The sequence below is a fragment of the Tardiphaga sp. 20_F10_N6_6 genome, from assembly GCF_052076045.1.
GTDB classification, from domain to species: domain Bacteria; phylum Pseudomonadota; class Alphaproteobacteria; order Rhizobiales; family Xanthobacteraceae; genus Tardiphaga; species Tardiphaga robiniae.
The window spans coordinates 2,198,347-2,224,643 of sequence record NZ_CP197239.1; the positions used below are offsets into that span (position 1 = coordinate 2,198,347).

General features: G+C 61.9%; 29 protein-coding genes. 16 read left to right on the plus strand and 13 right to left on the minus strand.

Features of this window, described 5'->3' with window-relative positions:
* Nucleotides 1-87 precede the first annotated feature (87 nt).
* A complete protein-coding gene (locus tag AB7813_RS10740) occupies nucleotides 88-3,315 on the plus strand; it encodes a bifunctional cytochrome P450/NADPH--P450 reductase (protein WP_441228087.1) in 3,228 nt (1,075 codons plus the stop codon).
* Between the two features lie 166 nt (nucleotides 3,316-3,481).
* Nucleotides 3,482-4,459: an alpha/beta fold hydrolase gene (locus AB7813_RS10745; protein ID WP_439064663.1), complete on the plus strand. Its 978-nt coding sequence runs from the start codon at nucleotides 3,482-3,484 to the stop codon at nucleotides 4,457-4,459.
* A gap of 6 nt (nucleotides 4,460-4,465) precedes the next feature.
* Here AB7813_RS10745 and AB7813_RS10750 read toward each other — a convergent pair whose 3' ends face one another.
* Both AB7813_RS10750 and AB7813_RS10755 read right to left on the minus strand, forming a co-directional pair.
* Nucleotides 4,466-4,717, minus strand: a complete 252-nt coding sequence (locus AB7813_RS10750) for a DUF6489 family protein (protein WP_068735746.1) — start codon at nucleotides 4,715-4,717, stop codon at nucleotides 4,466-4,468.
* Between the two features lie 116 nt (nucleotides 4,718-4,833).
* A complete protein-coding gene (locus AB7813_RS10755; RefSeq protein ID WP_439064453.1) occupies nucleotides 4,834-6,087 on the minus strand; it encodes an NAD(P)/FAD-dependent oxidoreductase in 1,254 nt (417 codons plus the stop codon).
* A 253-nt stretch (nucleotides 6,088-6,340) separates the two neighbouring features.
* Between AB7813_RS10755 and AB7813_RS10760 the strand changes: the two genes are divergently transcribed.
* The 5 genes from AB7813_RS10760 (at nucleotide 6,341) to AB7813_RS10780 (ending at nucleotide 12,083) form a co-directional block, all read left to right on the plus strand.
* Complete coding sequence (locus AB7813_RS10760; RefSeq protein WP_089265684.1) at nucleotides 6,341-7,948, plus strand: ABC transporter substrate-binding protein; 1,608 nt, start codon at nucleotides 6,341-6,343, stop codon at nucleotides 7,946-7,948.
* A 181-nt stretch (nucleotides 7,949-8,129) separates the two neighbouring features.
* On the plus strand, nucleotides 8,130-9,110 hold the full coding sequence (locus AB7813_RS10765) for an ABC transporter permease (protein ID WP_439083102.1): 981 nt from the start codon (nucleotides 8,130-8,132) through the stop codon (nucleotides 9,108-9,110).
* 9 nt (nucleotides 9,111-9,119) lie between these two features.
* Nucleotides 9,120-10,058 (plus strand): ABC transporter permease, encoded by a 939-nt coding sequence (locus tag AB7813_RS10770; RefSeq protein WP_439083101.1) that lies wholly within the window; start codon nucleotides 9,120-9,122, stop codon nucleotides 10,056-10,058.
* Between the two features lie 25 nt (nucleotides 10,059-10,083).
* Nucleotides 10,084-11,073 carry an ABC transporter ATP-binding protein gene (locus AB7813_RS10775; RefSeq protein ID WP_439083100.1) on the plus strand — a complete coding sequence of 330 codons (990 nt, stop codon included), beginning with the start codon at nucleotides 10,084-10,086 and terminating at the stop codon, nucleotides 11,071-11,073.
* The gene (locus AB7813_RS10780; protein WP_439083099.1) at nucleotides 11,070-12,083 is read left to right on the plus strand and encodes an ABC transporter ATP-binding protein; all 1,014 of its coding nucleotides are present in this window, start codon (nucleotides 11,070-11,072) and stop codon (nucleotides 12,081-12,083) included. Before AB7813_RS10775 ends, AB7813_RS10780 begins: the two co-directional genes overlap by 4 nt.
* A 184-nt stretch (nucleotides 12,084-12,267) precedes the next feature.
* Here AB7813_RS10780 and recA read toward each other — a convergent pair whose 3' ends face one another.
* Complete coding sequence (gene recA, locus AB7813_RS10785) at nucleotides 12,268-13,371, minus strand: recombinase RecA (RefSeq protein ID WP_093756585.1); 1,104 nt, start codon at nucleotides 13,369-13,371, stop codon at nucleotides 12,268-12,270.
* 268 nt (nucleotides 13,372-13,639) lie between these two features.
* Here recA and AB7813_RS10790 point away from each other — a divergent pair, with 268 nt between their 5' ends.
* Nucleotides 13,640-14,764: a hypothetical protein gene (locus AB7813_RS10790; protein WP_439083093.1), complete on the plus strand. Its 1,125-nt coding sequence runs from the start codon at nucleotides 13,640-13,642 to the stop codon at nucleotides 14,762-14,764.
* Nucleotides 14,765-14,811: 47 nt separating this feature from the next.
* Here the strand turns inward: AB7813_RS10790 and AB7813_RS10795 are convergent, their stop codons facing one another.
* A complete protein-coding gene (locus tag AB7813_RS10795; protein ID WP_439084214.1) occupies nucleotides 14,812-15,075 on the minus strand; it encodes a transposase in 264 nt (87 codons plus the stop codon).
* Nucleotides 15,076-15,177: 102 nt separating this feature from the next.
* On the opposite strand from AB7813_RS10795, the gene AB7813_RS10800 reads away from it, so the two are divergent.
* The 3 genes from AB7813_RS10800 to AB7813_RS10810 all read left to right on the plus strand — a co-directional run bounded on the left by AB7813_RS10800 (nucleotide 15,178) and on the right by AB7813_RS10810 (nucleotide 16,358).
* The gene (locus AB7813_RS10800; protein WP_439083092.1) at nucleotides 15,178-15,591 is read left to right on the plus strand and encodes a hypothetical protein; all 414 of its coding nucleotides are present in this window, start codon (nucleotides 15,178-15,180) and stop codon (nucleotides 15,589-15,591) included.
* Between the two features lie 73 nt (nucleotides 15,592-15,664).
* Nucleotides 15,665-15,964, plus strand: a complete 300-nt coding sequence (locus AB7813_RS10805; RefSeq protein WP_439083091.1) for a hypothetical protein — start codon at nucleotides 15,665-15,667, stop codon at nucleotides 15,962-15,964.
* 166 nt (nucleotides 15,965-16,130) lie between these two features.
* Nucleotides 16,131-16,358 (plus strand): hypothetical protein, encoded by a 228-nt coding sequence (locus tag AB7813_RS10810; protein WP_068735728.1) that lies wholly within the window; start codon nucleotides 16,131-16,133, stop codon nucleotides 16,356-16,358.
* Nucleotides 16,359-16,398: 40 nt separating this feature from the next.
* Here AB7813_RS10810 and AB7813_RS10815 read toward each other — a convergent pair whose 3' ends face one another.
* On the minus strand, nucleotides 16,399-16,836 hold the full coding sequence (locus tag AB7813_RS10815; RefSeq protein WP_439083090.1) for an acyl-CoA thioesterase: 438 nt from the start codon (nucleotides 16,834-16,836) through the stop codon (nucleotides 16,399-16,401).
* 65 nt (nucleotides 16,837-16,901) lie between these two features.
* Nucleotides 16,902-17,219 carry a hypothetical protein gene (locus AB7813_RS10820; protein WP_439083089.1) on the minus strand — a complete coding sequence of 106 codons (318 nt, stop codon included), beginning with the start codon at nucleotides 17,217-17,219 and terminating at the stop codon, nucleotides 16,902-16,904.
* Between the two features lie 296 nt (nucleotides 17,220-17,515).
* Here AB7813_RS10820 and AB7813_RS10825 point away from each other — a divergent pair, with 296 nt between their 5' ends.
* The gene (locus AB7813_RS10825; RefSeq protein ID WP_089265143.1) at nucleotides 17,516-17,725 is read left to right on the plus strand and encodes a DUF6894 family protein; all 210 of its coding nucleotides are present in this window, start codon (nucleotides 17,516-17,518) and stop codon (nucleotides 17,723-17,725) included.
* An 89-nt stretch (nucleotides 17,726-17,814) separates the two neighbouring features.
* Here the strand turns inward: AB7813_RS10825 and AB7813_RS10830 are convergent, their stop codons facing one another.
* Nucleotides 17,815-18,096, minus strand: coding sequence for a hypothetical protein (locus tag AB7813_RS10830; RefSeq protein WP_089265144.1), 282 nt, complete (start codon nucleotides 18,094-18,096; stop codon nucleotides 17,815-17,817).
* Between the two features lie 154 nt (nucleotides 18,097-18,250).
* Nucleotides 18,251-18,544 carry an HdeA/HdeB family chaperone gene (locus AB7813_RS10835; RefSeq protein WP_420878655.1) on the minus strand — a complete coding sequence of 98 codons (294 nt, stop codon included), beginning with the start codon at nucleotides 18,542-18,544 and terminating at the stop codon, nucleotides 18,251-18,253.
* Nucleotides 18,545-18,771: 227 nt separating this feature from the next.
* Between AB7813_RS10835 and AB7813_RS10840 the strand changes: the two genes are divergently transcribed.
* On the plus strand, nucleotides 18,772-19,011 hold the full coding sequence (locus AB7813_RS10840) for a PilZ domain-containing protein (RefSeq protein WP_089265685.1): 240 nt from the start codon (nucleotides 18,772-18,774) through the stop codon (nucleotides 19,009-19,011).
* A gap of 7 nt (nucleotides 19,012-19,018) precedes the next feature.
* Here the strand turns inward: AB7813_RS10840 and AB7813_RS10845 are convergent, their stop codons facing one another.
* On the minus strand, nucleotides 19,019-20,419 hold the full coding sequence (locus AB7813_RS10845; RefSeq protein WP_439083088.1) for a caspase family protein: 1,401 nt from the start codon (nucleotides 20,417-20,419) through the stop codon (nucleotides 19,019-19,021).
* Nucleotides 20,420-20,593: 174 nt separating this feature from the next.
* Nucleotides 20,594-20,833, minus strand: coding sequence for a hypothetical protein (locus tag AB7813_RS10850; protein WP_089265686.1), 240 nt, complete (start codon nucleotides 20,831-20,833; stop codon nucleotides 20,594-20,596).
* A gap of 314 nt (nucleotides 20,834-21,147) precedes the next feature.
* On the opposite strand from AB7813_RS10850, the gene AB7813_RS10855 reads away from it, so the two are divergent.
* Together AB7813_RS10855 and AB7813_RS10860 are read left to right on the plus strand one after the other, a co-directional pair.
* The gene (locus AB7813_RS10855) at nucleotides 21,148-22,359 is read left to right on the plus strand and encodes a GNAT family N-acetyltransferase (protein ID WP_439084213.1); all 1,212 of its coding nucleotides are present in this window, start codon (nucleotides 21,148-21,150) and stop codon (nucleotides 22,357-22,359) included.
* An 18-nt stretch (nucleotides 22,360-22,377) separates the two neighbouring features.
* Nucleotides 22,378-23,322, plus strand: coding sequence for a JmjC domain-containing protein (locus tag AB7813_RS10860; RefSeq protein ID WP_439064464.1), 945 nt, complete (start codon nucleotides 22,378-22,380; stop codon nucleotides 23,320-23,322).
* Between the two features lie 8 nt (nucleotides 23,323-23,330).
* On the opposite strand, the gene AB7813_RS10865 is transcribed toward AB7813_RS10860, so the two are convergent.
* Both AB7813_RS10865 and AB7813_RS10870 read right to left on the minus strand, forming a co-directional pair.
* Nucleotides 23,331-23,996 (minus strand): DsbA family oxidoreductase, encoded by a 666-nt coding sequence (locus AB7813_RS10865; RefSeq protein WP_175366536.1) that lies wholly within the window; start codon nucleotides 23,994-23,996, stop codon nucleotides 23,331-23,333.
* A gap of 63 nt (nucleotides 23,997-24,059) precedes the next feature.
* Complete coding sequence (locus AB7813_RS10870; RefSeq protein WP_439064465.1) at nucleotides 24,060-24,878, minus strand: helix-turn-helix domain-containing protein; 819 nt, start codon at nucleotides 24,876-24,878, stop codon at nucleotides 24,060-24,062.
* Nucleotides 24,879-24,994: 116 nt separating this feature from the next.
* Between AB7813_RS10870 and AB7813_RS10875 the strand changes: the two genes are divergently transcribed.
* Complete coding sequence (locus AB7813_RS10875) at nucleotides 24,995-25,393, plus strand: hypothetical protein (protein ID WP_439064466.1); 399 nt, start codon at nucleotides 24,995-24,997, stop codon at nucleotides 25,391-25,393.
* Between the two features lie 232 nt (nucleotides 25,394-25,625).
* On the opposite strand, the gene AB7813_RS10880 is transcribed toward AB7813_RS10875, so the two are convergent.
* On the minus strand, nucleotides 25,626-26,255 hold the full coding sequence (locus AB7813_RS10880) for an SET domain-containing protein (protein WP_439064467.1): 630 nt from the start codon (nucleotides 26,253-26,255) through the stop codon (nucleotides 25,626-25,628).
* Nucleotides 26,256-26,297: the final 42 nt, after the last annotated feature.

Here is a 26,297-nt window from a genome sequence, read left to right on the forward strand (position 1 = left end):
AACAAAGAAAGACTGGATTGCTTCGTCGCCAAGAGGCTCCTCGCAATGACGAAAGAGACGAAGCGACAGCGGGGAGAAGACGACCACATGCCATCCACCAACAAACTCGCCCCGATCCCGCATCCGCCCAAGAAGCCGGTGGTGGGCAACATGCTGTCGCTGGACGCCAATGCGCCGGTGCAGGATCTGGCGCGGCTAGCCAAGGAGCTCGGGCCGATCTTCTGGCTGGACATGATGGGCTCGCCCATCGTGATCGTCGGCGGCCACGATCTCGTGGACGAGCTCAGCGACGAGAAGCGCTTCGACAAGGCGGTGCGCGGCGCGCTGCGCCGGGTGCGTGCCGTCGGCGGCGACGGACTGTTCACGGCGGACACGAAAGAGCCGAACTGGACCAAGGCCCACAACATCCTGCTGCAGCCCTTCGGCAACCGCGCGATGCAGTCCTATCACCCGAGCATGGTGGATATCGCCGAGCAGCTGGTGAAGAAATGGGAACGCCTCAACACCGATGAGGAGATCGACGTCGTCCATGACATGACGGCGCTGACGCTGGACACGATTGGCCTGTGCGGTTTCGACTATCGCTTCAACTCGTTTTACCGCAGCGACTACCACCCCTTCGTGGAATCGCTGGTGCGCTCGCTCGAGACCATCATGATGACCCGCGGCCTGCCGCTGGAAAGCCTGTGGATGCAGAAGCGCCGCCGCGATCTCGCCGGCGACGTCGCCTTCATGAATTCCATGGTCGACGAGATCATTGCCGAGCGCCGCAAGAATGCCGAAGCGACCGAGGCCAAGAAGGACATGCTCGGCGCCATGATGACCGGCGTCGACCGCGCGACCGGCGAACAGCTCGACGATGTCAACATCCGCTACCAGATCAACACCTTCCTGATCGCCGGCCACGAGACCACGTCGGGTCTGCTGTCATGCGCGATCTACGCGATGCTGAAACATCCGGAGGTGCTGAAGAAGGCCTATGAGGAAGTCGACCGCGTCTTCGGCCCCGATGTGAATGCCAAGCCGACCTATCAGCAGGTTACGCAGCTGCATTACATCACGCAGATCCTGAAGGAGTCGCTGCGGCTGTGGCCGCCGGCACCGGCCTATGGCATCGCGCCGGTGCAGGACGAAACCATCGGCGGCAAGTACAAGCTGCGCAAGGGCACCTTCGTCACCATCCTGGTGTTGGCGCTGCATCGCGACCCGTCGGTGTGGGGACCCAATCCGGATGCCTTCGATCCCGAGAATTTTTCGAAGGAAGCCGAGGCCGCACGGCCAATCAATGCGTGGAAACCGTTCGGCAACGGCCAGCGCGCCTGTATCGGCCGCGGCTTCGCTATGCACGAAGCCGCGCTGGCGCTCGGCATGATCCTGCAGCGGTTCAAGATGACCGACCACAAGCGCTATCAGATGGTGCTCAAGGAAACGCTGACCATCAAGCCCGATGGTTTCAAGATCAAGGTGCGCCCGCGCCACGATCACGAACGCGGCGCCTATGCCGGACGCACGAACGCAGCCACCGCGGCCGCGCCACTTGCGCCAGTCGCCACCGGCCGCGCGCGGCCCAGCCACAACACGCCGCTGCTGGTGCTCTATGGCTCCAATCTCGGCACAGCCGAGGAACTGGCGACGCGCGTTGCCGATCTCGCCGAGGTCAACGGCTTCGCCACCAAACTCGCGCCGCTCGACGAGTTCGTAGGCAAGCTGCCGACCGAGGGCGGCGTGCTGATCTTCTGCGCGTCCTACAACGGCGCGGCGCCTGACAACGCCACGCAATTCGTCAACTGGCTCGGCACCGACCTTCCAAAGGACGCCTTTGCCAAGGTGCGCTACGCCGTGTTCGGCTGCGGCAACAGCGACTGGCTGGCGACCTATCAGTCGATACCCCGCATTATCGACGACCAATTGCGCGCGCATGGTGCCACCAACGCCTATGTGCGCGGTGAAGGCGATGCGCGCGACGATCTCGACGGTCAGTTTGAAGACTGGTTCGCGAAACTGCGTCCGCTCGCGGTGAAGGAATTCGGCCTCGATACCGGCTTCGAGCGCAGCGCCGACGATGCGCCGCTCTATCAGATCGACCCTGTCGCGCCGAGCGCGGTGAACACCGTCGTGGCGCTCGGCGGCGTGGTCCCGATGAAAGTGCTGGGCAATCGCGAACTGCAGAACGGCGCATCTGATCGCTCGACGCGGCATATTGAAATCGAGCTTCCTGCCGGGACCAGCTACCGCGTCGGCGATCACCTCAGCGTGGTGCCGCGCAACGATCCCGCTTTGGTCGACGCCGTTGCGCGCCGCTTCGGCTTCCTGCCGGATGATCAGATCCGGCTGCAGGTCGCGGAAGGTCGCCGCGCGCAATTGCCTGTCGGTGATGTCGTCTCGGTCGGTCGCCTGCTCACCGAATTCGTCGAGTTGCAGCAGGTCTCCACCCGCAAGCAGATCCAGATCATGGCAGAGAACACCCGATGCCCGATGACCAAGCCGAAACTGCTCGGTTATGTCGGCGACGATCCCGCTGCAAGCGAGCGCTATCGCAGTGACATCCTCGCCAAACGCAAATCAGTGTTCGACCTCCTCGAAGAACATCCGGCCTGCGAATTGCCGTTCCACACCTATCTGGAAATGCTGTCGCTGCTCGCGCCGCGCTATTACTCGATCTCCTCGTCGCCGCAAGGCGAGACGTCACGCTGCAGCGTCACCACGGCAGTGGTCCAGGGCCCCGCGCATTCCGGCCGCGGCATCTATAAGGGCGTCTGCTCCAACTATCTCAGCGGCCGCCGCGCCGGCGATACCGTGCATGCCATCGTGCGCGAGACCAAGGCCGGTTTCCGCCTGCCCGCCGATCCCCTTGTGCCGCTGATCATGATCGGACCGGGAACAGGTCTCGCGCCGTTCCGCGGCTTCCTGCAGGAACGCGCCGCACTCAAGGCGCAAGGCGCGACGCTCGGCCCTGCGCTGCTGTTCTTCGGCTGCCGCCATCCCGATCAGGACTTTCTCTATGCCGAAGAGCTGAAGGGTTTCGCCGCCGATGGTATCTGTGAACTACACACCGCCTTCTCACGCGGCGATGCGCCGAAGACCTATGTGCAGCACCTCATTACGCAGCAGAAGGATCGCGTCTGGGATCTGATCCAGCAAGGCGCCATTACCTATGTTTGCGGCGACGGCGGCAAGATGGAGCCGGATGTGAAGGCGGCGCTGATGGCGATCCAGCGCGAGCGCAGCGGCGGTGATGACGCTGCGGCGCTGACCTGGATCGACGACCTCGGCACCCGTAATCGCTACGTGCTCGACGTCTGGGCCGGGAGCTAGCGAGAGGCTGATACCAGTTCCATTGTCACAATCGCTGTCACAAAAGCCCGCGCGCACTGTCACAATTGCCATACGCGCAATCTCTCATTAATCGCTGCGACGATTTGTTTTGCGCATGACGCGGTTGTCACTTTTTCGCAGGGACTTTCCGTGTCATATGTTTGACATGAGCCCACGTTCCGCCCGATCCCCCGAACCGATTGATGTCCCGTACGAGCCGCCACAGCTGGCGCGCGCGAACGGCATCGATATATGTTTCGACATCTTCGGCTATTCGGACGCGGAACCGATGGTGATGATCATGGGCCTCGGCGCCCAGATGATTCACTGGGACGACGACTTCTGCCGCGAATTGGCCAGCAATGGCTTTCGCGTGATCCGCTTCGACAACCGCGACATCGGCCTGTCCTCCAAGATGGCCGGCGGCAAGCCGTTCACTCTGTTCGAGCTGGCCAAGCTGCGCTTTCTCGGTACGCCCGTCTCCGCCCCCTACAAGCTGAGCGACATGGCGACCGATGTGGTGGCCCTGCTCGATGTGTTGCGCATCCGCTCCGCGCATGTGGTTGGCGCATCGATGGGCGGCATGATCGCGCAGGAAATGGCGATCGCCTATCCGGAGCGCCTGCGCTCGCTGACCTCGATCATGTCGACGACCGGCAATCCGCGCCTGCCGCAGCCGGGCCGCGCGGTGTCACTGCTGCTGCTGAAGCCACAGCCGACCGGTTACGAAGCGTTCCTCGAACGCTTCAAGCAGACTTGGCTGTTCCTGCGGGTCGGCAGCTTCCCGGATGACGAAGCCAGGGATCTCGACCGCGCCGAGCGGACCTATGCCCGCGGCTTGAGCCCGGCCGGCGTCGGTCGGCAACTCCGCGCGATTTTGGCTTCGGGCAGCCGTAAAGAAAGACTCGCCACGGTCACCGCGCCGACGCTGGTGATCCACGGCAAGATCGATCCCCTGGTGCATCCGGCCGCCGGCCGCGACACGGCCGCGTCGATTCCCGGCGCCAAGCTGATGATGGTCGACCGGATGGGCCATGCCCTGCCGATCTCGATGTGGTCCCTGGTGATCGACGCCATCTCCCGGCATGCGCACGGGGCAAAGCTGCAGCAGCCGCTGCAGGCCAACGCGCGCCGCGCGGGCTGAGCACGCCTACTTCTTGTCCTTCGGCTTCACACCGAGGCCGGCCATGTTGGCGAACATCTCCTGGAAGCGCTCGCCCATCTTCGGATCGAACGAGAACCAGCTCTGCATGATGGACTCCGGCGAGAACTTGTCGATGTTGTCCATCATCTTTTTCTGCATCTGATCCATCATCGCCGACTGCATCGGCTGCACATCAGGCAGCCCCAGGAATTCGCGCGCCTCAAGCGGCGTACAGTCCACGGTGACGATCACTTTCATTATCAGCTCCTGAGGCAAACCGGCCGCTCACGCGAACATGGCGGCGCAGCGGCAGTATCGCCGCTGACGCCTGCCCGATGCAAGCGATGTGACATCTACATTGCAGTTGCGAGATGTCAGCCGAAACGCTCGGCCGCGAAGGCCTTGGGATCGGTGAAGGGCGTGACGCCCGTCACCATGTCCGCAATTAGACGGCCGGTCACCGGCCCCAGCGTGAAGCCATGATGCTGGTGGCCGAAATCGAACCACAGGCCCTTGTGGCGCGGCGCCTTACTGATCACCGGCAGCATGTCCGGCAGGCATGGCCGCGCGCCCATCCAGGGCTTCGCCTCGACGGGATTGCCGAGCGGGAAGGTCTGCCGTGCGATCGGCAGCGCCCGCTCGATCTGCGCCGGCGTCGGCGGCGCATCGCGAAGCGCGAACTCGGCGCCGGTGGTCAGCCGGATGCCGCGATTCATCGGCGCCAGCAGATAGCCGCGATCGGCATCGAGAACCGGATGGCGCAGCACCGCATTGCCAGATGGCGCCAGATGGATGTGATAGCCACGCTTGCTCTTGAGCGGGATATTGTAGCCGAGCGGCCGAAACACCTGATCCGACCATGGCCCGAGCGCGACCACCACATCGCGCGCGACCAGCGCCCCGTTCGGCCCAGCCACGCGCCATTTGCCGTCGCTCTGTTCCAGCGTCCGCGCGTCGGCGGCAATGAAGCGACCGCCCTTGCGGATGAACAGTGCGGCATAGGCTTTCGCGAGGCCGCCGGGATCGGGCACGAAGCCCGGCGACGTCCAGTGAATGGCGCCGGCGAAATCGGTGGACAGGTTCGGCTCCTGCTCCGCAATGGCGGCGGCGTCCAGAACGTCGCCCGGCACGCCATAGGCGCGATGGCGTTCGAGATCCGCAATGCCTTTCGCCAGCGTAGCCTCGGAGCGAAATGCGTTGATCCATCCCATCCGGCGCAGCAGCTCCGGCACGCCGGCCTCCGCGATCAGCGCCTCGTGCTCGGTCAGGCTGCGCTGGATCAGCGGCAGCGCCGCCATCGCACTGCGGAGCGCTCCCTCAGGCGACGAGTTCAGGAAATATCTGACGATCCATGGCAGCATCCCGGGCAGCGCGTTGAGATGATAGTGCACCTCGGGCGCGCGGTTCAGCGCATATTTAAAGAGCTTTGTGAGGTCGCGCGGCAGCATATAGGGGAAAACCGAACAGCACTGGATCAGCCCGGCATTGCCATAGCTGGTTTCCTCGCCGGCCTTCTCATGCCGGTCGACCAGCACCACATTGCGGCCGCGCGCCTGCAGATGCAGCGCCGCCGACACACCGACCATACCTGCGCCGAGCACAAGCACATCAGCCTTGAGTTCCGCCATTCCTGCTCCGAAATCTTGCCGTTCTGGCGGTCCTGTTAGCGCTGTGTCGTGACCGAATGATACACGCACACAATGCGTAGAATTGCTTATACCCAATCCTAGCAAGGATTGCGCCAGCCACTTCATTGTGCAGCGCATGCCTGCCAAATGCCGCTTGCGTGGCGTGCAATCTCCGCCAACAATGTGACACTCGCTCAACTGTCGGGCGGCCGCGTGGTGATGCAATCGCGGCAATGCAATGGAGAAGCTCAGTATGTCGATCCGTCAGACGTTCATTGCCGCCGCTGCATCGCTGATCGCCTTTGCCACAGTTTCTGCCTCCGTACTGCCCGCCTCCGCACAAACGCTGCGCTATGCCAATCAGGGCGACCTGAAATCGCTCGATCCCTATACGCTGCGCGAGACCACGACGATCGCCCATCACGGCCAGGTCTATGAAGGCCTTGTCGGGCGCGGCAAGGATCTGCAGATCATCCCGGCGCTTGCCGAGAGCTGGGAAACACCGGAGCCGACGCGCTGGCGCTTCCATCTGCGCAAGGGTGTCAAATTCCACAATGGCGACCCCTTCACCGCAGATGATGTCGTGTTCTCCGCCGACCGCGTGCGCGCCAAGGGCTCCGACTTCACGACGGTCATTCCGGCCGATGCCAAGGTGCTCAAGATCGACGACTACACCGTCGATTTCGTGCTGACCAAGCCCAATCCCATCCTGACGTCGCAATGGGACGTCTGGTACATCATGGACAAGAAATGGGCGGAGGCGAACAACGCCAACGCGCCGACGCCTGCCGCCGCGACCTCACCAAGCTTCGCGTCGTTGAATGCGAATGGCACCGGTCCCTTTACTATCGAAAGCCATCAGCCGGGCGTGAAGACAGTCTTCAAGGTCAACCCGAACTGGTGGGGCAAGCCCGAGCATAATCTCAAGGAGATCATCTTCACACCGATCGCTTCTGACGCCACCCGCGTCGCGGCGCTGCTGTCCGGCGAAGTCGATATCATCGAGCCGGTGCCGGTGCAGGACATCGCCCGCGTCAATGGATCAGCCAACGCCGCCGTGATGGCTGGGCCGGAGCTGCGCACCATCTTCCTCGGCATGGACCAGATTCGCGACGAGCTGTTGTTCTCCAACATCAAGGGCAAGAACCCGTTCAAGGACATCCGCGTCCGCGAGGCCTTCTACAAGGCCATCGACATCGAACTGATCAAGAGCCGCGTCATGCGCGGCCTGTCGACACCATCCGCTTTGATGATCGCGCCGCCGCTGTTCAAGCTCTCCGGCGACTTCACGCGGCCGAAATACGACGCCGACGGCGCCAAGAAACTGCTGGCCGATGCCGGCTATCCCGACGGATTCGAAGTCGGCATGGATTGCCCGAACGATCGCTATGTCAACGACGCCGCGATCTGCCAGGCCGTGGTCGGCATGCTCGCGCGCATCGGCGTCAAAGTCACGCTGAACGCGCAGCCGAAGGCGCTGTATTTTGCCAAGGTGTTCAAGACCGGCGGCTTCAATACCTCATTCTATCTGCTGGGCTGGACACCGGGCACGCAGGATTCGCACAATGTGATGCATGACATCATGGGCTGCCGCGACGATCCCGCGAGCCCGCGCGGCGCCACCAATCTCGGCGGCTATTGCAACAAGCAGTTCGACGCCCTCACCGATCAGGTGCTGCAGGAGACCGACACTGCGAAGCGCGACCAGCTCATCAAACAGGCCTATGAGATTGCCGCCAAGGACTGGGCCTATATCCCGCTGCATCAGCAGGCGTTGGCCTGGGGCGTCTCCAAGAAGGTGAAGATCGTGCAGCGCCCGGACAACCAGGTGCTGCCATACTGGGCGGTGAAGCAGGACTAGGTTTGGCATCCGCGTGGAAGGCCAGGTCGCCCCGATCTCAGTCCTCATCCTGAGGAGCGGCGCCTTCGCCGCGTCTCGAAGGATGGTGGTCTGCATTATCTCATGGTTCGAGACGGCGCTGAAGAAGCGCCTCCTCACCATGAGGTCCCAGATGTTTCAATAACAGAAAGCGAAATAGCCCATGCTCGCTTTCATCCTGCGCCGCGCTTTGCAGTCCATTGGTGTGATGATCGCCGTCGGCATCATCGCCTTCACCATGTTCCGCTTTGCCGGCGATCCGGTGAACCAGATGGTGGCCATCGACACCACGCCGGCGCAGCGCGCCGAGGTGCGCGCGTCACTCGGCCTCGACGATCCCGTCCCGGTGCAATTCGCCCGCTACTTCATCAATGCCGTGCAGTTCAAGTTCGGCGTCTCCTACCAGTTTCGTCAGCCGGTCTCGGCGCTACTGAAGGAGCGCATGCCGGCGACGCTGGAGCTCGCCACCTGCGCCACCGTGATCGCCATGGTGTTCGGCATTCTGATGGGCATCTATTCGGCGCTGCGGAAGGATTCGTTCTTCGCCAAGGTGCTGCAGGCGGTGTCGCTGATCGGCATCTCGCTGCCGACCTTCCTGATCGGCATTCTCCTGATCTATCTGTTCGCGGTGACACTCGGCTGGCTGCCCTCCTTCGGGCGCGGCGATGTCGTGAAATTCGGCTGGTGGACCACCGGCCTGCTGACACTCTCCGGCCTGAAGGCGCTGATCATGCCGTCGGTGACGCTCGGCCTGTTCCAGATGACGCTGATCATGCGCCTTGTCCGGGCCGAGATGCTGGAGGTGCTGCGCACCGACTATATCCGCTTCGCGCGGGCCCGCGGGCTGACGACGCGCGCGATCCATTTCGGCCATGCGCTGAAGAATACGCTGGTGCCGGTCATCACCGTGGCCGGGTTGCAATTCGGCTCGGTCATCGCCTTTGCGATCATCACCGAGACGGTGTTCCAGTGGCCGGGCATGGGGCTTCTGTTCGTACAGGCCGTGCAGAATGTCGATATCCCGATCATGGCCGCCTATCTCCTCGTGGTGTCGCTGATCTTCGTCACCATCAACCTGATTGTGGACATCCTCTACACCATCGTCGATCCGCGCCTGCGCGCGACGATCAACCGGCCGGCATGAGGGTGTGACATGACCGACTTGCCCATCCCCCGCACACCATCCCTCCTCGCCCGCGCCATCGACAGCGACATCTTCTATTCGTTCCGCCGCTCCAGGCTCACAATGGTCGCGGCTGCGGTCGTGTTCGTGCTGCTGATGATGGCGCTGTTTGCGCCTGTTCTGGTGGTGCAGAATCCGTTCGATCCGGCGCAGCTCGAACTGATCAACTCCCGCATCGCGCCGCTCTGGACGGCGGAGGGCCAGAGGCCGTTCCTGCTCGGCACCGACGAACAGGGTCGCGATATCTATTCGGCAATCCTCTACGGCATGCGGATCTCGCTGGTGGTCGGCGTGCTCGGCGTTAGTTTCGCGGCAGTACTCGGCATCGGGCTCGGCCTGATCGCCGGCTATGTCGGCGGCGCCGTGGACAGCCTGATCATGCGCATTGCCGATGTGCAGCTCACTTTCCCCGCGATCCTGATCGCGCTCTTGATCGACGGCGTCGTGAAATCGGCGCTCGGCAATCATCTCGATGCATCGACCACGTTGATCGTGCTGGTGGTGGCCATCGGGCTGAGTTTCTGGGTGCAATATGCCCGCACCGTGCGCGGCTCGGTGATGGTGGAGAAGAACAAGGACTATGTCGCCGCAGCACAGCTGATCGGCCTGCCCGCGCGCGTAATCATGATCCGCCATGTGCTGCCGAACACGATGGGGCCGATCCTGGTGATCGCCACCATCAATCTGGCGCTGGCCATCATCACCGAGGCGACGCTGTCGTTTCTCGGCTCCGGCATGCCCGACACGATGCCGTCGCTGGGCACGCTGATCCGCATCGGCAACAATTATCTGTTCTCCGGCGAATGGTGGGTCATCGCCTTTCCCGGACTCGCGCTGGCCTCGCTGATCCTCTCGATCAACCTGCTCGGCGACTGGCTGCGCGATGCGCTGAATCCGAAGCTGCAATGATGCCTCACCTCAAGCAGTGCCCGATATGAGCGTGCCCGTCCTCTCCGTGCGCAACCTGCGCGTCGAATTCGCCAGCCGGCGTGGCGCGCTGCGCGCCATCGACGGCGTGTCCTTCGACATCGCCAAGGGCGAGGTGCTGGGCGTGGTCGGCGAATCCGGCGCCGGCAAATCGGTGACGGGACTTGCGGCCATCGGCCTGATCGATCCCCCCGGACGGATCGCGGGCGGCGAGATCCTGCTGTCCGGATTGCGCATCGACAATCTGCCGGCGGAGGCGATGCGCCGGATTCGCGGCAAGCGCATCGCCATGATCTTTCAGGATCCGCTGACCAGTCTCAATCCGCTGTATCGGATCGGCGACCAGCTGGTGGAGACGATCCGCACCCATCTCAACATGAACGAGACGCAGGCGCGCAAGCGCGCAGTGGATCTGCTCGCCGAGGTCGGCATTCCCGCCCCTGACAAGCGCGTCGATGCCTATCCGCATGAATTCTCCGGCGGCATGCGGCAGCGCGTGGTGATCGCGCTGGCGATCGCGGCCGAGCCCGAACTGATCATCGCCGACGAACCGACCACCGCGCTCGATGTCTCCGTGCAGGCGCAGATCATCGCGCTGATCAAGCGGCTCGGCCGCGACCACGGCACGGCGGTGATGCTGGTCACCCACGATATGGGTGTGATCGCCGAGACGTCCGACCGCGTCGCCGTGATGTATTCCGGGCGCATCGCCGAGATCGGCCCGGTGCGCGACGTGGTGCAGAACCCGCTGCATCCCTACGCCAAGGGACTGATGGGCGCGATCCCGACGCTGACGGGCGACGCCTCGCAGCGGCTGGTGCAGATTCCAGGCTCAATGCCGCGGCTGTCTGCCATTCCGCAGGGCTGTGCGTTTAATCCGCGCTGCAGTTTCGCGTTCGACCGCTGTCGGGTGGAGCGACCCGAACCCATCGCCGTCGGCGCGCAGCAGGTCGCGTGTCATCTCTATGATCATGCCCATGCGGAGAGCGTGGCATGACGACGCTGGTGCAGGCCCGCAATCTCAAACGCGCCTTCGATGTCTCGAAGCCCTGGCTGAACCGCGTCATCGAGCGCAGCCCGATGGAGTTTCTAAAAGCCGTCGACGGCGTCTCCTTCGAGATCAAACGCGGCGAGACCTTTGCGTTGGTCGGCGAATCCGGCTCGGGCAAGAGCACGGTGGCGCGGATGGTGGTCGGGCTGCTGCCGCCGACATCCGGCGACGTCATCATCGACGGCGTCTCTATGAGCGATCCCGGCCAAGCCGGCGCGCGAAGACTGCTGCGCAAGCGCATCCAGATGATCTTTCAGGATCCCTATGCGAGCCTCAATCCGCGGCTGCGCGTCGATGCGATCGTCGCCGAACCGATCCGCGCCTTCGATCTCATGCAGGGCGAGCGCGACATTCGCGCGCGGGTCGGCGAATTGCTGACTCTGGTGGGCCTGCATCCCGATGACGGGCAGAAATATCCGCATCAGTTCTCCGGGGGCCAGCGCCAGCGCATCGCCATTGCCCGCGCACTCGCATCGGAGGCCGAATTCATCGTCTGCGATGAGCCGACCTCGGCGCTGGATGTCTCGGTGCAGGCGCAGATTCTCAACCTGATGCGCGAGCTGCAGGACAAATTCGGCCTGACCTATCTGTTTATCAGCCACAATCTTGCTGTGGTCAGGCACATGGCCGACCGGATCGGCGTGATGTATCTCGGCCGCATCGTGGAGATTGCGGAAGGGCGCGAACTCTTCCGCGCGCCGCGCATGCCCTATACGCGCATGCTGCTTGGCGCAGTGCCGGATCTGGCCATGTCAGGCCGCGCACGCATCGCGGTCTCCGGCGAGATTCCCAATCCGATCGATCCGCCCTCCGGCTGCACGTTTCATCCGCGTTGCCCCGAAGTATTCGATCTCTGTCGCAAGGTCGTACCGGACCTGGTCGACGGCGTCGCCTGTCATGCGGTCAACAAACTGATCGCACCGCCGGCCGAGGCCGTTCCCGCCGGGCGGCGATAGTTGCGATCAGCGCGCACTCAGATCAACATGCCCTGAAATGACAACGCGGCAGGCACCGCAGGGTATCGGCAACAGACCCCCACAGCACCCACCGCGAAATCATTCAGCCGACACTGTCGGCTGCAAGATCGGTCCGGTAAGATCACTGCGCATGAACGTCAGTGCGTCTCCGGGCCTGATCCGATTAATCTTCTGCCGGCTCCTCGCCGTCACCGCCGTCTTCATCGCGCTCGACCGGACCGGCAAGAATCTGTTCAGCGATCAGGCCGGAATTCTGCCGGATCGAGGCTTCGATCTTGGCGGTCATGTCCGGATTGGCCTTGAGAAACGCCTTGGAGTTCTCGCGGCCCTGACCGAGACGCTGGCTGTCATAGGAGAACCAGGCGCCAGACTTCTCGACGATTCCCGCTTTCACGCCGAGATCGAGGATCTCGCCCATCTTGGAGACGCCTTCGCCATACATGATGTCGAATTCGACCTGCTTGAAGGGCGGCGCCAGCTTGTTCTTCACGACCTTGACGCGGGTCGAATTGCCGACCACTTCGTCGCGCTCCTTGATCGCGCCGATGCGGCGGATGTCGAGGCGGACCGAGGCGTAGAATTTCAGCGCATTGCCGCCGGTGGTGGTTTCCGGCGAGCCATACATCACACCGATCTTCATGCGGATCTGGTTGATGAAGATCACCATCGTATTGGATTTGTTGATCGAGGCGGTCAGCTTGCGCAGCGCCTGGCTCATCAGACGAGCCTGCAGGCCGGGCAGCGCGTCGCCCATTTCGCCTTCGAGTTCGGCGCGCGGCACCAGCGCTGCCACGGAGTCGATGATCAGCACGTCCACCGCGCCGGAGCGCACCAGCGTGTCGGCGATTTCCAGCGCCTGTTCGCCGTGATCCGGCTGCGAGATCAGGAGTTCATCGACATTGACGCCCAGCTTGCGGGCATAGACCGGGTCGAGCGCGTGTTCAGCGTCGATGAAGGCGCAGATGCCGCCCTTCTTCTGGGCTTCCGCGGCGCAATGCAGCGCCAAAGTCGTCTTGCCCGAGGATTCCGGTCCGTAAATCTCGATCACCCGGCCCTTCGGCAGGCCACCGACGCCGAGCGCGATATCGAGGCCGAGCGAGCCCGACGAAATCACCTCGATGTCCATCGACCGGTCGTTCTTGCCGAGCTTCATCACCGAGCCCTTGCCGAACTGGCGCTCGATCTGGGAGAGCGCGGCCGACAGGGCCTTGGTCTTGTCCATGGAGGATCCTTCAACGATACGCAGGGCAGTCGGAGTGGTAGCCATTGATCTAGCTCCTTATGAAGGGATTCGCGACAGGACAAACGGCAAGCGCCAGAGGATAGCGGTGCTGTTCGGGTTGAAAATAATGTACCCCATCTGTTCTATGTTCGCAATATGTTCTTTTGAGAATTTGAGCAGCTAGCTCTAGAGTCGCTTTGGGGTGGGAACAGGCATGCTTAGGTGGATTACCGACGTCTTTGGCATTCTGGTTGTCGGGGGCCTGTCTCAATACGTCATTAGAAAATTGCCCCGGTCGTTGGCAGATAATGCCTTGACCAGTTACATCGATAACAAAATAGGCGCTGCCGCTGGCCTTACAGAAGCTCAGGTAGATGGATTCTTATTGGAGTGGTTTGTCCCATTGCTTTTGGGAGTCGCAGCCCTCCTCGCTTGGCACTGGCTGGCTGCCCTCCAGTATCGCCGCACATCACCCGTGGACTATGCAGGAATGGTCGACGAAGCTTTTCAAGGGTTGGGATCGAATGAGATAGATTGGCTACGCAAAAACCATATCGGCGGTCGTCCTAACAACGGTGACATTGCCGAAGCACTTTTTGCTGCAAGGCTTATTGAAAGGGATTTTACTGGCTTCACTGGAGTTATTGAGCATCTCAAACCAATTATCGCCCAAAAGCTTAAAACGCTGGATAGGCGAACGGCGATTCATAGACTGGGCAGCAAATTGGAACCATCACACATCGTAATGCTGGGCCTTTTCATCGCCGTTAGTGGCGTGATTTGGCAAGTGCTACAGCCCAAACCAACCACAACAACGACCATTAATGCTGAAACGGCGAAAACCGAGTTTGACGTCTTCTCAGGCAAGCAATTTGTCCCCGAGAAAACTATCAACAAACCGCCGTCAACCAAGAGATATTACTCAAACGCCGACAAAGAGGAGATCTCTGCAGCGTTCGCGAGAGTTTCGGCCGCTTTGAATAAGCCAACAGCGGCGATAGAACGAGAGTCACAGCAGTTGGCTCAGCTTTGGGAGGCAAAAAAGTACAGCACAACACCTCCTCAGGCCGATCTGAAATACATCACGGATAGACTTGAGGCTCTTCGCCCTGTGTCAAGCGAAGCCTATCAAGGCATCGAGTCTGTAATCAGAGATTTTCCACGCAGGGCAGAGTTGTTGGCAGAGGTGCTTCTATTGCCTGCAACCGAGCGCGAACAACCGATACCAAATTGGCAGTACGCATCTAACGATTTGCACAGGGCTATTTCGACGTTTTCAGAGATTTATGACAAGGTGGATGGACGCGCGCGCGAAGGGTTCGTTGTAACCGCGAACCCAATCCAAACGAATTTCAGCAACGCGACTGCCAAATTGAATGATTGGATACATCAGTCAAACCTGCGCCTAAAAGCGCAGGAGAAGGAGATATTCCAATGAAAGGATAAAAACGGAAGATTGCTTTGACCAACTTCTTCGAGCGATGGTCACTCAACCCGTACCTTCGGAAAAATTTGAAGAAGGAGTTCGAACATCAAAGTGGGCTGCTTTCGCAGATTATGGCGATACTCGAACTCGCGAAGGTAAAGCTGCAAGTGCTTCTTCAAAACCCAAACGTAAGTCCCGTTGATCCCGCGCTTCACCTGAGACCAGAACGACTCGATTGAGTTGGCGTGAACGTCACCTCCCGAATTTCGATACTGGCCTGTTCCCGCTGCAATGGCCTGGTTCGAAAACGGCAGCCGCCCTATTCGGCCTCATCGAGCCACCTTTGAACCTTCCTGCGCGTTTCCCGCACAACAGGATGTCCGCATCGCTCATGCGTTCAATCCGACATGGGAAGGTCACACGCCGTGAAGACGATCGCACTGCTCTCCGTCGCTGCCCTGTTGCTCGTGGAACTCAGCGGCGCGATGCCGAGGTCGAGCGTGGGTGGCCCGCTGACCATCATGCTGATCATGTTGATCGCCATGCTGGCGGTGGGAATTCACGACGCCTGGACAAAGAAGCGCGGCCCGCTCGGATGGATCGCGAGCATTGTCGCTGCGGTCATCGGCGGCTTCGTGGCGGCGAGCCTGGTCAGCCTAGTCATGGACATGATCCGCCCACACCTGCACCTCAACGGGTCGCTCGCGTCCTCACAACATCCCCTGCTCTATATCTCGCTCGCAGGCATGGCGATCCTCACGGTGCTCGGATCATGGATCACGCTGCAGATCCCAGGCTGGTTCGTGAAGCGCAGCGAAGCACCCCATAGCGGTGCATGAGGCGAGTCCCCTTCTTTGAACCTTCGTGCAGCTTTCCTGCACAACAGGGGGTGAAGCCAGCGAGTAAAATCCGATGAACAGAAATCAGCGCATGGTCGTGGTAGCTGCACTCTGCGTGATCGCAACCGTGCTGGCATTTACATTTCTCGTGTGGTCACACGGGCACATATCCAACGCCGCAAAATTTGTCGTCTTCTATACGAACACCGATTCCCGTTACCCCGGCCTCGTCAACTATTGGGGCATCTACATTCGACACGGTCTTGCCGGATACCTGCTCGGTCTGATTGCGCCTATCTGCCTTCTGGCGGTCGCAGCATTCGTTGCCCTGGGCAGGCCTTCATCGGGCGATCTGGGAACGTTGCCAAGGTAAGGCCGCCTCGGGGCGCGGCCTCTTTTGGTCAGTGCAGCGGTTGAACCGGCCGGACGCCCCCGGGTCACCCCAAGACAGGCAAGTCGGGTCGCACAAACTGCGAGCCCGACACACTCTGGACAGTTCCCTGCCACCACTTTAGAACGCTTCTAGCCAGGGAGCGTGGATGCCCAAGCCAAAGAAAACCGCCGCCGAACTTCAGAAGATCATTCGAGAAGCCGCCGCAATCGCCGGGCCATGGCCCAAGAACATGAGCGTGATCATCTATTCGCTGGATGACAGCTGGCGCGTCATTGTCAGTTACTCGGATCCGGCCCAGACCCCCTTTCGCGACCGGTTGATGGAGATCTGCCGGGGCCTCGCCCATTTCTACGATCTGGACGAGCCAGCCTAGAGTCGCCCGGCGCCGCGCACCGGCCCATCTCACCTGTGCCTTATCCCGCGAGATGCGTTTCGCGCGTGGCGATCAAATCGCGGATCGGCTGCGCGATCGGTACCGGGCGATGGGTCTTCTGATCGGTATTGACCCAGACGATCTCGCCGGTGGCAAACAGATCTTCGGCTGCGCGCGCGAAGATGCCGAGCTCGAACACCAGACTGGAATTGCCGATTCGCGCCACGCGCGCGGCGACGTCCAGCTCCTGATCGAACAGGATCGGCGCCTTGTATTCGATCACCGATTTGACGACGTGAAAGTCGACGCCGCTCACTTTGGCATCGGCAAACTGGTCATAGCCCAGCGCACGAAAATATTCGGTGATGGTCGTATCGAAGTAAGTGAGATAGTGCGCGTTGAACACGACGCCCTGGCCGTCGATCTCGGAATAGCGCACCCGAAACGGGTGGAAGAACCAGAACCGGTCGCGTGACATATGCCCCTCGCCTATGTGCGGCGGCTTCGTTCTCCGCCCTGATGCTCCCCTAGCCATGCCGCAACTCAGCTCCGCTTGATTGCTTTCAGCACAATGAAACTATGCGACGCGGCGATGATCACCGACGCCAGCATGAGTCCGAGATTGGCGCCGTGAACCTTCTCCGGTGCGAAGGTCGTCGCCGTCCGGATGATCAGGCGCACCGTCAGCATGAAGACAACCATGCCCCACAGTGCAATCCGCTTGGGCGCATCCCATGTCGGCTTGCCGTCGAAGCCCCACTGCATCGCAACGCGCTCACCTGCAATCCGCGGCTCGCCATAGAGGTTGCACCCGATCATCACGACCAGAGCACACGCAAAGACGATATCGGCCGACGACATGATTGCCCCATATGTGAAATCGCGGCCGGATGACTCCCGTATCTCATCCCATCATACCGCAACGATCATGGCGCCCGATACAATGGCCGCCTTCGATGACAACCCAGAGATGCATCACGGTTCCGAAAGCGGATCCCTGCACGCGCGACGGGCTGCGCAAAAAAACCGTTTATTTGCCGCAAATTTTGCACATTTCTATCGACGCACGGAACAAGTTAGTTTAGCGGTATCATTGTCTTACAGCAACCTCAGGTGCTGCAAGCCATTTACACGCGCGCCAGCTGTGGTCGTTTCCCGTGCCTCGATATTTCTTTCATATTATCGCCGAAAACACGTTCCTCGACGAAGAAGGGACGAGCTTCAAGGACGATCAGGAAGCGATGCTGCACGCACGTCAGCTCGCATCGGAGATGGTGCGCAGCCTCGGCGTCGTGAGGGGCGCGATCGTCGTCGAGAATGAAGACAGCGGCGGATTGTTCGAAGTGCCGCTGTCCTGGAGCAACTGACACAGGCGCATATGTCAGTGGCCGCGCGCAGGCTTCAGTCCATTTGCGCGCCCGGCGGCACGAGCCGCCGATGCCACGTCATCGCCTGATCAATTCGCAGCGCTGCCGGTCTTGGTGCGCGGCTGTTTCGCGGGTGCAGCCGCCTTCGGCGCATCGCTGCGCACATTGCCCCATGGATCGGCCGCAGCCTTGGTGTCGGGAATCTTGCGCAGCGACTCGCGATACGCCTTCTCGGTGATCGCGTCCTGTTCCTTCTCCTCCGCCGACTTGGACTTCACCTCCGGCATCAGGTTCATCATCTGCGCGGCGGCCGGTCCGGTCAGAAGCGCGAGCGCTGCGACGACGCTGAATAGTTTGCTGGATCGTTTCATGGCACCAAAGCTCCGTGAATTTCGGAGGCGTTATACCACCGGCCATTCGGACGCGCCAAGCGCCTGACGCAAGGCACCCCGTCGTGCCTCACGCAGGTTGAAATCTTCGGAAACCGGGAAGCCGAGAAACCCGGACGCTGGCCCGGACTGGAGCCTAGTCGCCCAGCACTTTCTCCGCGGCCGTCACGATGCTGATGGTCGGGTGCGCCGCGCAATAGGTGCCGAACTTCTTGGCGTTCTCGACGAACACCTCGGTATCGATGATCGCATCGTCCGAGTCGCCCTTGTACCAGCCGTCCATCCAGGTCAGCACCATCTTGATCTCGTCGGGGCCGGATTCGACGAATTGCTTGCAGGACATGGTGGACAGATCGAGCACGACAGCCTGGGCTGGCGCGGCAGAGAACATGGCAGCGACAGTCAGAAACGCGCAGGCGAACTTCATCATGGTCCCCTTCCCCGAAAAATGACGCCGGCCAATGGCTGGCTGAGCGTCCAACGGCCAGACGGTATCATGGAGCCCATTTCCTTGATTTGATATTTTTATGAAATCTTCTGATCCTCCAGAACTTCACGAAGGATGAACAGGCGGGTCCGGATTTCTGCGATCGGCTTTATCGGCCGGCAAGATCGCAGTGCTAGACGTGGCGCATGCAGACGATGCGGACGACAACCATGATCGAGAAACGAACGGCTCCACGACACCGGGTTCTGAAGCGCGGCACGCTGGCCTTTGGCGGCGGCGGGATCGATTGCACCGTCCGCAACCTCTCGGCCTCCGGGGCGCGTGTCGATATCGCAAGCCCGCTCGGCCTGCCCTCGAATTTCATGCTGGTGATCGAGGCGGATCACTTCATCCGCCGCTGCCGTCCGGTCTGGAATAACGACCGCCAGCTTGGCGTGGCGTTCGAGTAGACGCCCGTCAGTAGCGCCCGCGGCCGCCATAGTTGCCGCCGCCGTAACCGCCATAGCCTCCACCGCCGTAATAGACGCGCGGTACCGGCTCGTAATAGACCGGCGGCGCACGGCGGATGATGACCTCTTCCTCCACGATCTCGCGGCCGCGCCGCGGTGGTGGCGATGGCTTGTCGGCGCGCTTCTTCGTGGGCTCGGTGGTTTTCTCCGCTTTCTTCGATGCAGGCGCTGCCGCGGGCGGCGCGCCGCACGGGCATGTCGGTCCGGGTCCGGCCAATGCGACATTGGTCGGCGCGTTCGCCGCCGTATCTGGCACCGGCTTGTTGCGCGTGCGCTCCTCGAGCTTCTGCGCGGTCGATGTCAGATCGCTGTCGGGATATTTCGCCAGGAAGTCGCGATAGGACGGCGCGGTGTTGGTGATGACGGCGTTATTCCACGCCACCATCTTGTAGTGACGGTCGAGCCATTCTTTCGCCTGCGGGCCGAGCGGCGGCTCGGCATAGAGGCCGACAAAGGCCTCATAGGCTTCCACCGACCCATCCGAGACGATCAGATTGTTGGCGTCCTGCACCGGCTTGCCCTGCAGCTCCTTGCGCCATTGATCGACGGTCTTCTTGGTCACGGCGGGCTTGGCGCCGGCATCAGTGCCAAAGAAGCGAAAGTCATTGACCAGCGATGAGCTCTCCCACGGCGTCTGACGACCTTCGGTGGCCTGATTGACCGACAGTCGCACGCGCTTGAACGCATCCTCGATCGGCAGGCCCGGCTCGCGCCCCGCCTTCAGCAGCGCCGTCGTATAGGGGCTGTTGCCGTCCTTACCGTCTTCGGCTTCGGCGCCGGGCGACGTCGAGAAGGACAGCAACGTGCCGGGCGTGCCGAACTTCACATCGACCTGGGCGAGCCCGCGGCCGGTGGTCTTGCTGATGGCCGGAAACGGATTGTTGCGGCAAGCATCGAGCAGGATGATGCGGCTCTTGCTCGGCACGGATGTCAGTGTGTTCAAGATGTCGTTGAGGCGCACCGCCTGCAGCGGAATATCGGCTTCGCGCTTCGGATCGATATCGACCGGCACCAGATAATTCTCGCCGTCGATCTGCAGACCGTGGCCAGCATAGAACACCAGGGCCACGGTGTCGGGCCCCTTGGCGGACACATTGGCGGCGAAGCCGGCGATCCTGGCGCGCAGATCGGTCTGCGACAGGTCCATGGCCGACTGCACCTCGAAGCCGGCATCGCCGAGCATCTGCGCCATGGCCTTGGCGTCATTGACCGGATTGGGGAGCGGCGCGATGGACCGATAGGAGGACTGCCCGATCACCAGCGCCAGGCGACTCTCGGCCAAAGCGGCTGTTGAGCCGAGCATTACCGTGGCTGCAACGATCGCGCTGCGAATGACAGGACGAACCATCGAACAGTCTCCCCGGCCTGGGCCGGCTCGCGCGACGGATAATTCCCCGCCTGATTCAACTGAAATCAGGATGGCCGCACGCCAACAATGCGACGGCCTGCCGCTGCCCAAATTGGTCGCTGTCAACGCAAACGCGGTTCATGGGAACCGCGTGCGACATGTGCTGCCCGACGATTACTTTTTCTTCGCTGCCGTTGCGGGCGCGGGAGCTGGCGCGACGCCGCCCCACGGATCGTATTTTTCCTTGGGAGTCGGAACGCGTTCCAAGGCGGCCTTGTAGGCCTTCTCGTCGATCTTCGGCTTTTCGGGCGCGGGCGCATGATCGCTGCCGCCGCGTTTGCCGCCGCCCACCTGTGCGTTCGCCGGCGCAGCCAGAAGCGCCACTGCCGCGATCGCCAATACCAATGCTCTCATCATGGGTCCCTCCGGCGCCTTGATAGCCTGACGTAGAGGCCATTTTCCAGCCCCAACATGGCGAGGCCGCGACCATCGACCGCAGGTCCGCCCGTCCGCGGAAACGCGCGAATACTCCGGCACCCGTCACCCCGGCCGGCCCATATCCACTGAAAACACAGGCTTTTCAGCGACCGTTTGGTGAACGATCGGTTGCACATTCCCGTCAAATTTCGCGTCCGGAAAAACCGGATCTTGGAATGTTTCTCCTAGTCTCCGCAGACAGCAATGGAGAAGCGGCCTGCGCCGCCTTCCTTGCGACGGGGATCGGGGACGTGGTCGACATTGCAAACCCAGCCGGCATGCATGGCAGCAGAGCAACGGGCGCCGGGATGACCGCGGCGAACCGCCCAGCGTCTGCGCCCGATGCGCTTGCGCCGCTCGCAGCAATCGCGCCCGAGCCATGGCGCGCGCTCGCGCAGCAGGCCGTCGAGCCGAACGGCTATTATCTCGCCGATTGGGAACTGGCCGTAAATGCATCCGCGCGCGGCCGCACCGATGTCGCCGCGCTCAGCGCCTGGATGAGCGAAGCCGGAACACCCCGCTTGATCGGGCTGCTGCCAGTAATCACCGCCCGGCGCGCCTATCGCATTCCACTCCCGGCACTGGTCAGCGCCGATCCCTATGGCACGCTCTCCACGCCGCTGCTCGATCGCGACATGGCGCCTGATGCTGTCACGGGCCTGCTGGAACAGGCCCGCAAGGCCGGCGCGCATGCACTGATCCTCGAGAACGTCTCGCTCGATTGCGCCGCAATGCAGGCGATCCGCAAGTCGCTCGCCATGCAGGATCTTGTGCCGCGCATCCTGCAATCCCACGCCCGCGCCTACCTTGATGCCACGCGCGATGTCGATGACCTGCTGCGCGATGCGCTCGGCGCGAAGAAGCTGAAAGAACTGCGTCGCCAGCGCAATCGTCTCGCCGAACATGGCGGCGTGACTTTCCATGTCGCGCGTACGCCGGCCGAAATCGCGGCGACCATCGACACCTTCCTGACGCTGGAAGCAAGCGGATGGAAGGGCAAACGCGGCACCGCCCTGATGCAGGATGCCGGCGACAATGCCTTCATCCGCAGCGCCACCAAGGCGCTCGCCGAACACGGCCAATGCGAGATCGTCACGCTGCGCGCCGGCGACACACCGGTCGCTTCCGGCGTGCTGCTCAGGCATCTCGATCGTGCCTTCTACTTCAAGCTCGGCGTCGACGAGCGCTTCGCCAAACTGTCCCCCGGCGTGCAACTCACGCTCGACGTGACGCGGCATCTCTGCGCCGATCCCGTGATTGCAAGCGCCGACTCCACGGCCAATGCCGGTCACCCGATGATCGACCCGATCTGGCGCGGCCGCCTTGCCATCGGCGACGTGCTGATTCCGCTGCGCAAGCACGATCCGCTGGTATCGCTGATCCACGGCGCGCTCACCTTGCGTCGCTCGATCCGCGAGCCGCTGCGGCACGTCGCCCGCTCCATCCGCAACCGCCTCCGATAGATATCCAGGGGTTCAACCATGAACGCTGCAACTGACGTCGCGCCGGTGATCTCGGCCGCCAATCAATCGCTCAAGAACGATTTTCCGCTGAAGCCGTTCGCCATCAAGCACAAGCTCGCCGGACATCCGCTGCTGACGCTGCAGCGTATCGCGCAACTCGCATCCGAACTGCCGCGCGATCTCATCGAATACAATTCGGGAAAGGTCGCGATCAGCCAGGACCCCGACGCGATCCCGTCGGTGGATCTCGACCCGGTCGAAGTGGTCAAGCGCATCGAGACCGCTGGTGCGTGGATGGTGCTGAAGCGGATCGAGAACTCGCCGGAGTATCGCCAACTGCTCGAAGACACGTTGCTGTCGGTGGCGCGCGCCCGCGGCTTCAACAGCCTGCTCGATGCCGGTTTCGAACAGCTCGAAGGCTTCCTGTTCGTGTCGTCGCCGAATTCGACCACGCCGTTCCATCTCGACAGCGAGGATAATTTCTTCGTCCAGATCCATGGCGAGAAGTTTTTCACGATCTATGACAACAGCGACCGCGCCATCGTTTCCGACGACGAGATCGAACGCTCGATGACCAAGCATCGCAATCTCAAATTCGACGACAGTTTCGCACCGCGCGCCGTCGAGTTTCACATGTTCGATGGCGATGGCTGCTACGTGCCCTATCAGTGGCCACACTGGGTGCGCACCGCCGGCTCGTTCTCGATCTCGATGGCGATCACCTGGAAGACCAAGGAAGTGCGCCGCGTCAACGACCTGCACTTCTTCAACTCGATGCTGCGCGGCATTGGCTTCCCGCAGAAGCCGCCGGGACAGCAGCCGATGCTGGACACGTTGAAGCTCGCCTTCTACCGGCCGGTGACCACGGCGATCAAACCGCTGCGTAGCTCACTGGCCATGCGCAAACTGCTGCGCCGCATCGCGCTCGGCAAGAAGGCGAATTATTATTTGAAGGGCGCGTAAGGCGCGCCCTACTCCGCCGCCTCGGCGTTCACTTCCGCCGATACCTGACGGATCGCGCGCGCGAGCTTCTCCGCATCCTGCGCGCCAGAGACGGCATATTTGCCGGCGAACACGAAAGTCGGCACGCCGGAGATGCCTTTGTCCGCGGCTTCCTTGGCGTTGCCGGAAATCAGTTCGACATCCTCGTCGGTGGCGAGGCGCTTGCGGATATCGTCCGCATCGAGCCCGACATCGGCTGCGGCCTGCACCAGCGTCTCGCTTTGCGTGAGATCGCCGCCATCGCGGAAATACAATTCCATCAGACGCTGCTTGACCTCGGCCGACTTGCCGGAGGCTTCGGCCCAATGGATCAGCCGGTGGCAATCGATGGTGTTCGGCTGGCGCTTCACGCTGTCCGGCCGGTAGGTCAGGCCCTCCTGCTCGGCCGCATCGACGACACGGCCGGCAATGCCTTTGTAGGCTTCGACCGAACCGAATTTGGTCTCCAGATAGGTCGAGCGATCGATGCCCTCGCGCGGGATCCACGGATTAAGGAAGAACGGCCGCCAATTGACATGCACCGGCACGTCGGGGACCAACGCCAGCGCATTCTCGATGCGGCGCTTGCCGATATAGCACCACGGGCACACGACGTCGGAGACGATATCGATCTGAAGCGGCTTGATGGTGCTCATGGGCGGGCTCCCTGTATTTGTTCCGCCCACAAATAGGCGTCGTGGACATCGCGGACAAGGCCGTTAGTTCCCGTTTGAAGCGATCTCCCGGAGCCTGTTCGCCGTGACGTCATCCGCCGGAAAGAACGTCTCGATGGCGATTTCCGACAGGGTGATATCCAGCGGCGTACCGAAGGTCATGGTCGTCGACATGAAGCTCAGCACATCGTCGCCGAGCTTCATCCGGAACGGCACCACAACGCTGTCAGCCGCGATCGGCGCCGACCGCGCCGGTACCGGATAGGTCTTCAATTCCTGATACAGTTTGAGCAAGTCAGGATCGGCGGTTGCCTCGCATTGCCGGTGCAGGCGCTCCAGCAGATGCGCGCACCATTCACCAAGATTGACGGTGCGCGGGGCCAACGCCTCCGGATGAAAGCTCAGCCGCAGCACATTGAAGGGCTGCCCGAGCAAGCGCGGCGCGATGCCTTCCAGCAGCGGCATCACCATTCGGTTGGCGGACACGAGATTCCAGTGCCGATCGACCGCCAGCGCCGGACTGGGCTCATGGGCCTTCAGCACGAGGTCAATGGCCTGTCGCGCAGAATTCAGCGCGGGATCGTCCAGCGCACGCTGCGGAAAGGCCGGTGCGAAGCCAGCAGCCACCAGCAAGACATTGCGCTCTCGCAGCGGCACGTCGAGCCGCTCGGCCAGCCGCAACACCATCTCGCGCGACGGCGAGGCGCGGCCGGTCTCCAGGAAACTCAGATGACGCGTGGAAATCTCGGCATCGCCGGCCAGATCCAGCTGGCTCAGGCGGCGGCGCTGCCGCCATTCGCGCAAATGATGGCCGATCCCGGCGGGCCGGGATGTTGCGGAGGACGCTGCAAGCTGTGTGTTCATGGCAAAAAGCTAACACGCGAATTTCGCAGCTTCCATGACCTCACAGGTAATCGATTTGGCTCCGCGGCGCCGTCATGGTCGGGACATCCACAACGACCAACCGAAGGACAACGACCATGATCAATCCCTCTCTCCTGCTCCGCCGCGCCATCCAGATCGACGCTGTCGTCAGCGGCGCCATGGCGCTGCTGCTGACCTTTGCCGCGGCCATGCTGGCGCCGCTGCTGCATCTGCCTGAAGCACTGCTGCTGGAATCCGGCCTGTTTCTGATCGCCTATGCGGCGCTGGTCGGCTGGCTCGGCACCCGCGCGACCATGCCGAAGCTGCTGGTGCTGGTGATCATCGTCGGCAACGCGCTGTGGACGCTGGGCAGCATCGGCCTGCTGTTCTCGGGCGCGGTGACGCCGAACCTGCTCGGCCAGATCTTCGTGGCCGCGCAGGCGATTGCAGTCGGCGTGTTCGCGGAGCTGCAATATATCGGGCTGCGCCGGAGCGCAGCGGCACAGGCGGCTTGATACTTCGAGTAATGGAAGCGCTGGCCGTGCGCTCCCTCTCCCCGCTCTGCGCGGGGAGAGGGTCGGGGTGAGGGGCGAGGCAAATAGCCTCTCCCATGCACCTGCGTCGCAGATCCAAAATCAACCCGAGAAAGACGGATATCGCGTTGGCCGCATACCCCGCCCCTCACCCGCCGCGAAAACGCGGCGACCTCTCCCCGCGCAGAGCGGGGAGAGGTTAAGACAGAGCGGCTCAGGCCTTCTTTGACTTGCCCTTGGTGGTACGGCCCTTGGCCTTGGTCGCTGCGGAGGTCTTCTTCGCGGCGGCCTTGGTCGTTTTGGCTTTGCCCGAAGCCGCTTTGCCCGAAGACTTGGCCTTGGCCTTCGCCTTTTCTTCCTTCTTCAGCGCCTTGCGCTCGGCCTTCTCTTTGGCTTTCAGCTTCTCGGCACGCGCCTCGGCGCGCTTCTTCTTGCGCTTCTTCTCGCAGGAATCGCACTTGCAGCCGATCGGCTTCAGGTACTCCTTGAAATACTCCGTGCCGTAATCGTAGTTGATCTCTTCGCCCGGCTCGATCTTCTTGATCGAGCGGATGATGATCTTCTTCTTCGCCGCATTGACGTCGGACTCGGCGTTCGGCTTGCAGGCGTGGTTGATATAGCGCGCAATGTTCTTGCGGATCGAACCATCGACGGTCCAGCGCTTGCTGATCTGGAACAGATACTTGTTCTCGATCGCGTCGTGCTTCTCGTTCTTCGAATCCAGCAGGGGCCCGAAGTATTGGACGATCTTGACGCCCTTCTTGATCGGCTGGGTGGCGAAAAGACCGAGACCTGTTTTGGAACGGCCGATGCGATATGGCTTAGCGGAAGTCGAGGCGGGCATGGGATGAGGAACTGACGCTGCTGGAGACAAAATGAAGGCTGA

What these genes read in the sequence shown, in the direction of transcription:
- AB7813_RS10740 (WP_441228087.1), top strand. Translation starts at nt 88, where the DNA reads ATGCCATCCACCAACAAACTCGCCCCGATCCCGCATCCGCCCAAGAAG.
- AB7813_RS10745 (WP_439064663.1), top strand. Translation starts at nt 3,482, where the DNA reads ATGAGCCCACGTTCCGCCCGATCCCCCGAACCGATTGATGTCCCGTAC.
- AB7813_RS10750 (WP_068735746.1), bottom strand. Translation starts at nt 4,717, where the DNA reads ATGAAAGTGATCGTCACCGTGGACTGTACGCCGCTTGAGGCGCGCGAA.
- AB7813_RS10755 (WP_439064453.1), bottom strand. Translation starts at nt 6,087, where the DNA reads ATGGCGGAACTCAAGGCTGATGTGCTTGTGCTCGGCGCAGGTATGGTC.
- AB7813_RS10760 (WP_089265684.1), top strand. Translation starts at nt 6,341, where the DNA reads ATGTCGATCCGTCAGACGTTCATTGCCGCCGCTGCATCGCTGATCGCC.
- AB7813_RS10765 (WP_439083102.1), top strand. Translation starts at nt 8,130, where the DNA reads ATGCTCGCTTTCATCCTGCGCCGCGCTTTGCAGTCCATTGGTGTGATG.
- AB7813_RS10770 (WP_439083101.1), top strand. Translation starts at nt 9,120, where the DNA reads ATGACCGACTTGCCCATCCCCCGCACACCATCCCTCCTCGCCCGCGCC.
- AB7813_RS10775 (WP_439083100.1), top strand. Translation starts at nt 10,084, where the DNA reads ATGAGCGTGCCCGTCCTCTCCGTGCGCAACCTGCGCGTCGAATTCGCC.
- AB7813_RS10780 (WP_439083099.1), top strand. Translation starts at nt 11,070, where the DNA reads ATGACGACGCTGGTGCAGGCCCGCAATCTCAAACGCGCCTTCGATGTC.
- recA (WP_093756585.1), bottom strand. Translation starts at nt 13,371, where the DNA reads ATGGCTACCACTCCGACTGCCCTGCGTATCGTTGAAGGATCCTCCATG.
- AB7813_RS10805 (WP_439083091.1), top strand. Translation starts at nt 15,665, where the DNA reads ATGAACAGAAATCAGCGCATGGTCGTGGTAGCTGCACTCTGCGTGATC.
- AB7813_RS10810 (WP_068735728.1), top strand. Translation starts at nt 16,131, where the DNA reads ATGCCCAAGCCAAAGAAAACCGCCGCCGAACTTCAGAAGATCATTCGA.
- AB7813_RS10815 (WP_439083090.1), bottom strand. Translation starts at nt 16,836, where the DNA reads ATGTCACGCGACCGGTTCTGGTTCTTCCACCCGTTTCGGGTGCGCTAT.
- AB7813_RS10820 (WP_439083089.1), bottom strand. Translation starts at nt 17,219, where the DNA reads ATGTCGTCGGCCGATATCGTCTTTGCGTGTGCTCTGGTCGTGATGATC.
- AB7813_RS10830 (WP_089265144.1), bottom strand. Translation starts at nt 18,096, where the DNA reads ATGAAACGATCCAGCAAACTATTCAGCGTCGTCGCAGCGCTCGCGCTT.
- AB7813_RS10835 (WP_420878655.1), bottom strand. Translation starts at nt 18,544, where the DNA reads ATGATGAAGTTCGCCTGCGCGTTTCTGACTGTCGCTGCCATGTTCTCT.
- AB7813_RS10840 (WP_089265685.1), top strand. Translation starts at nt 18,772, where the DNA reads ATGATCGAGAAACGAACGGCTCCACGACACCGGGTTCTGAAGCGCGGC.
- AB7813_RS10845 (WP_439083088.1), bottom strand. Translation starts at nt 20,419, where the DNA reads ATGGTTCGTCCTGTCATTCGCAGCGCGATCGTTGCAGCCACGGTAATG.
- AB7813_RS10850 (WP_089265686.1), bottom strand. Translation starts at nt 20,833, where the DNA reads ATGAGAGCATTGGTATTGGCGATCGCGGCAGTGGCGCTTCTGGCTGCG.
- AB7813_RS10860 (WP_439064464.1), top strand. Translation starts at nt 22,378, where the DNA reads ATGAACGCTGCAACTGACGTCGCGCCGGTGATCTCGGCCGCCAATCAA.
- AB7813_RS10865 (WP_175366536.1), bottom strand. Translation starts at nt 23,996, where the DNA reads ATGAGCACCATCAAGCCGCTTCAGATCGATATCGTCTCCGACGTCGTG.
- AB7813_RS10870 (WP_439064465.1), bottom strand. Translation starts at nt 24,878, where the DNA reads ATGAACACACAGCTTGCAGCGTCCTCCGCAACATCCCGGCCCGCCGGG.
- AB7813_RS10875 (WP_439064466.1), top strand. Translation starts at nt 24,995, where the DNA reads ATGATCAATCCCTCTCTCCTGCTCCGCCGCGCCATCCAGATCGACGCT.
- AB7813_RS10880 (WP_439064467.1), bottom strand. Translation starts at nt 26,255, where the DNA reads ATGCCCGCCTCGACTTCCGCTAAGCCATATCGCATCGGCCGTTCCAAA.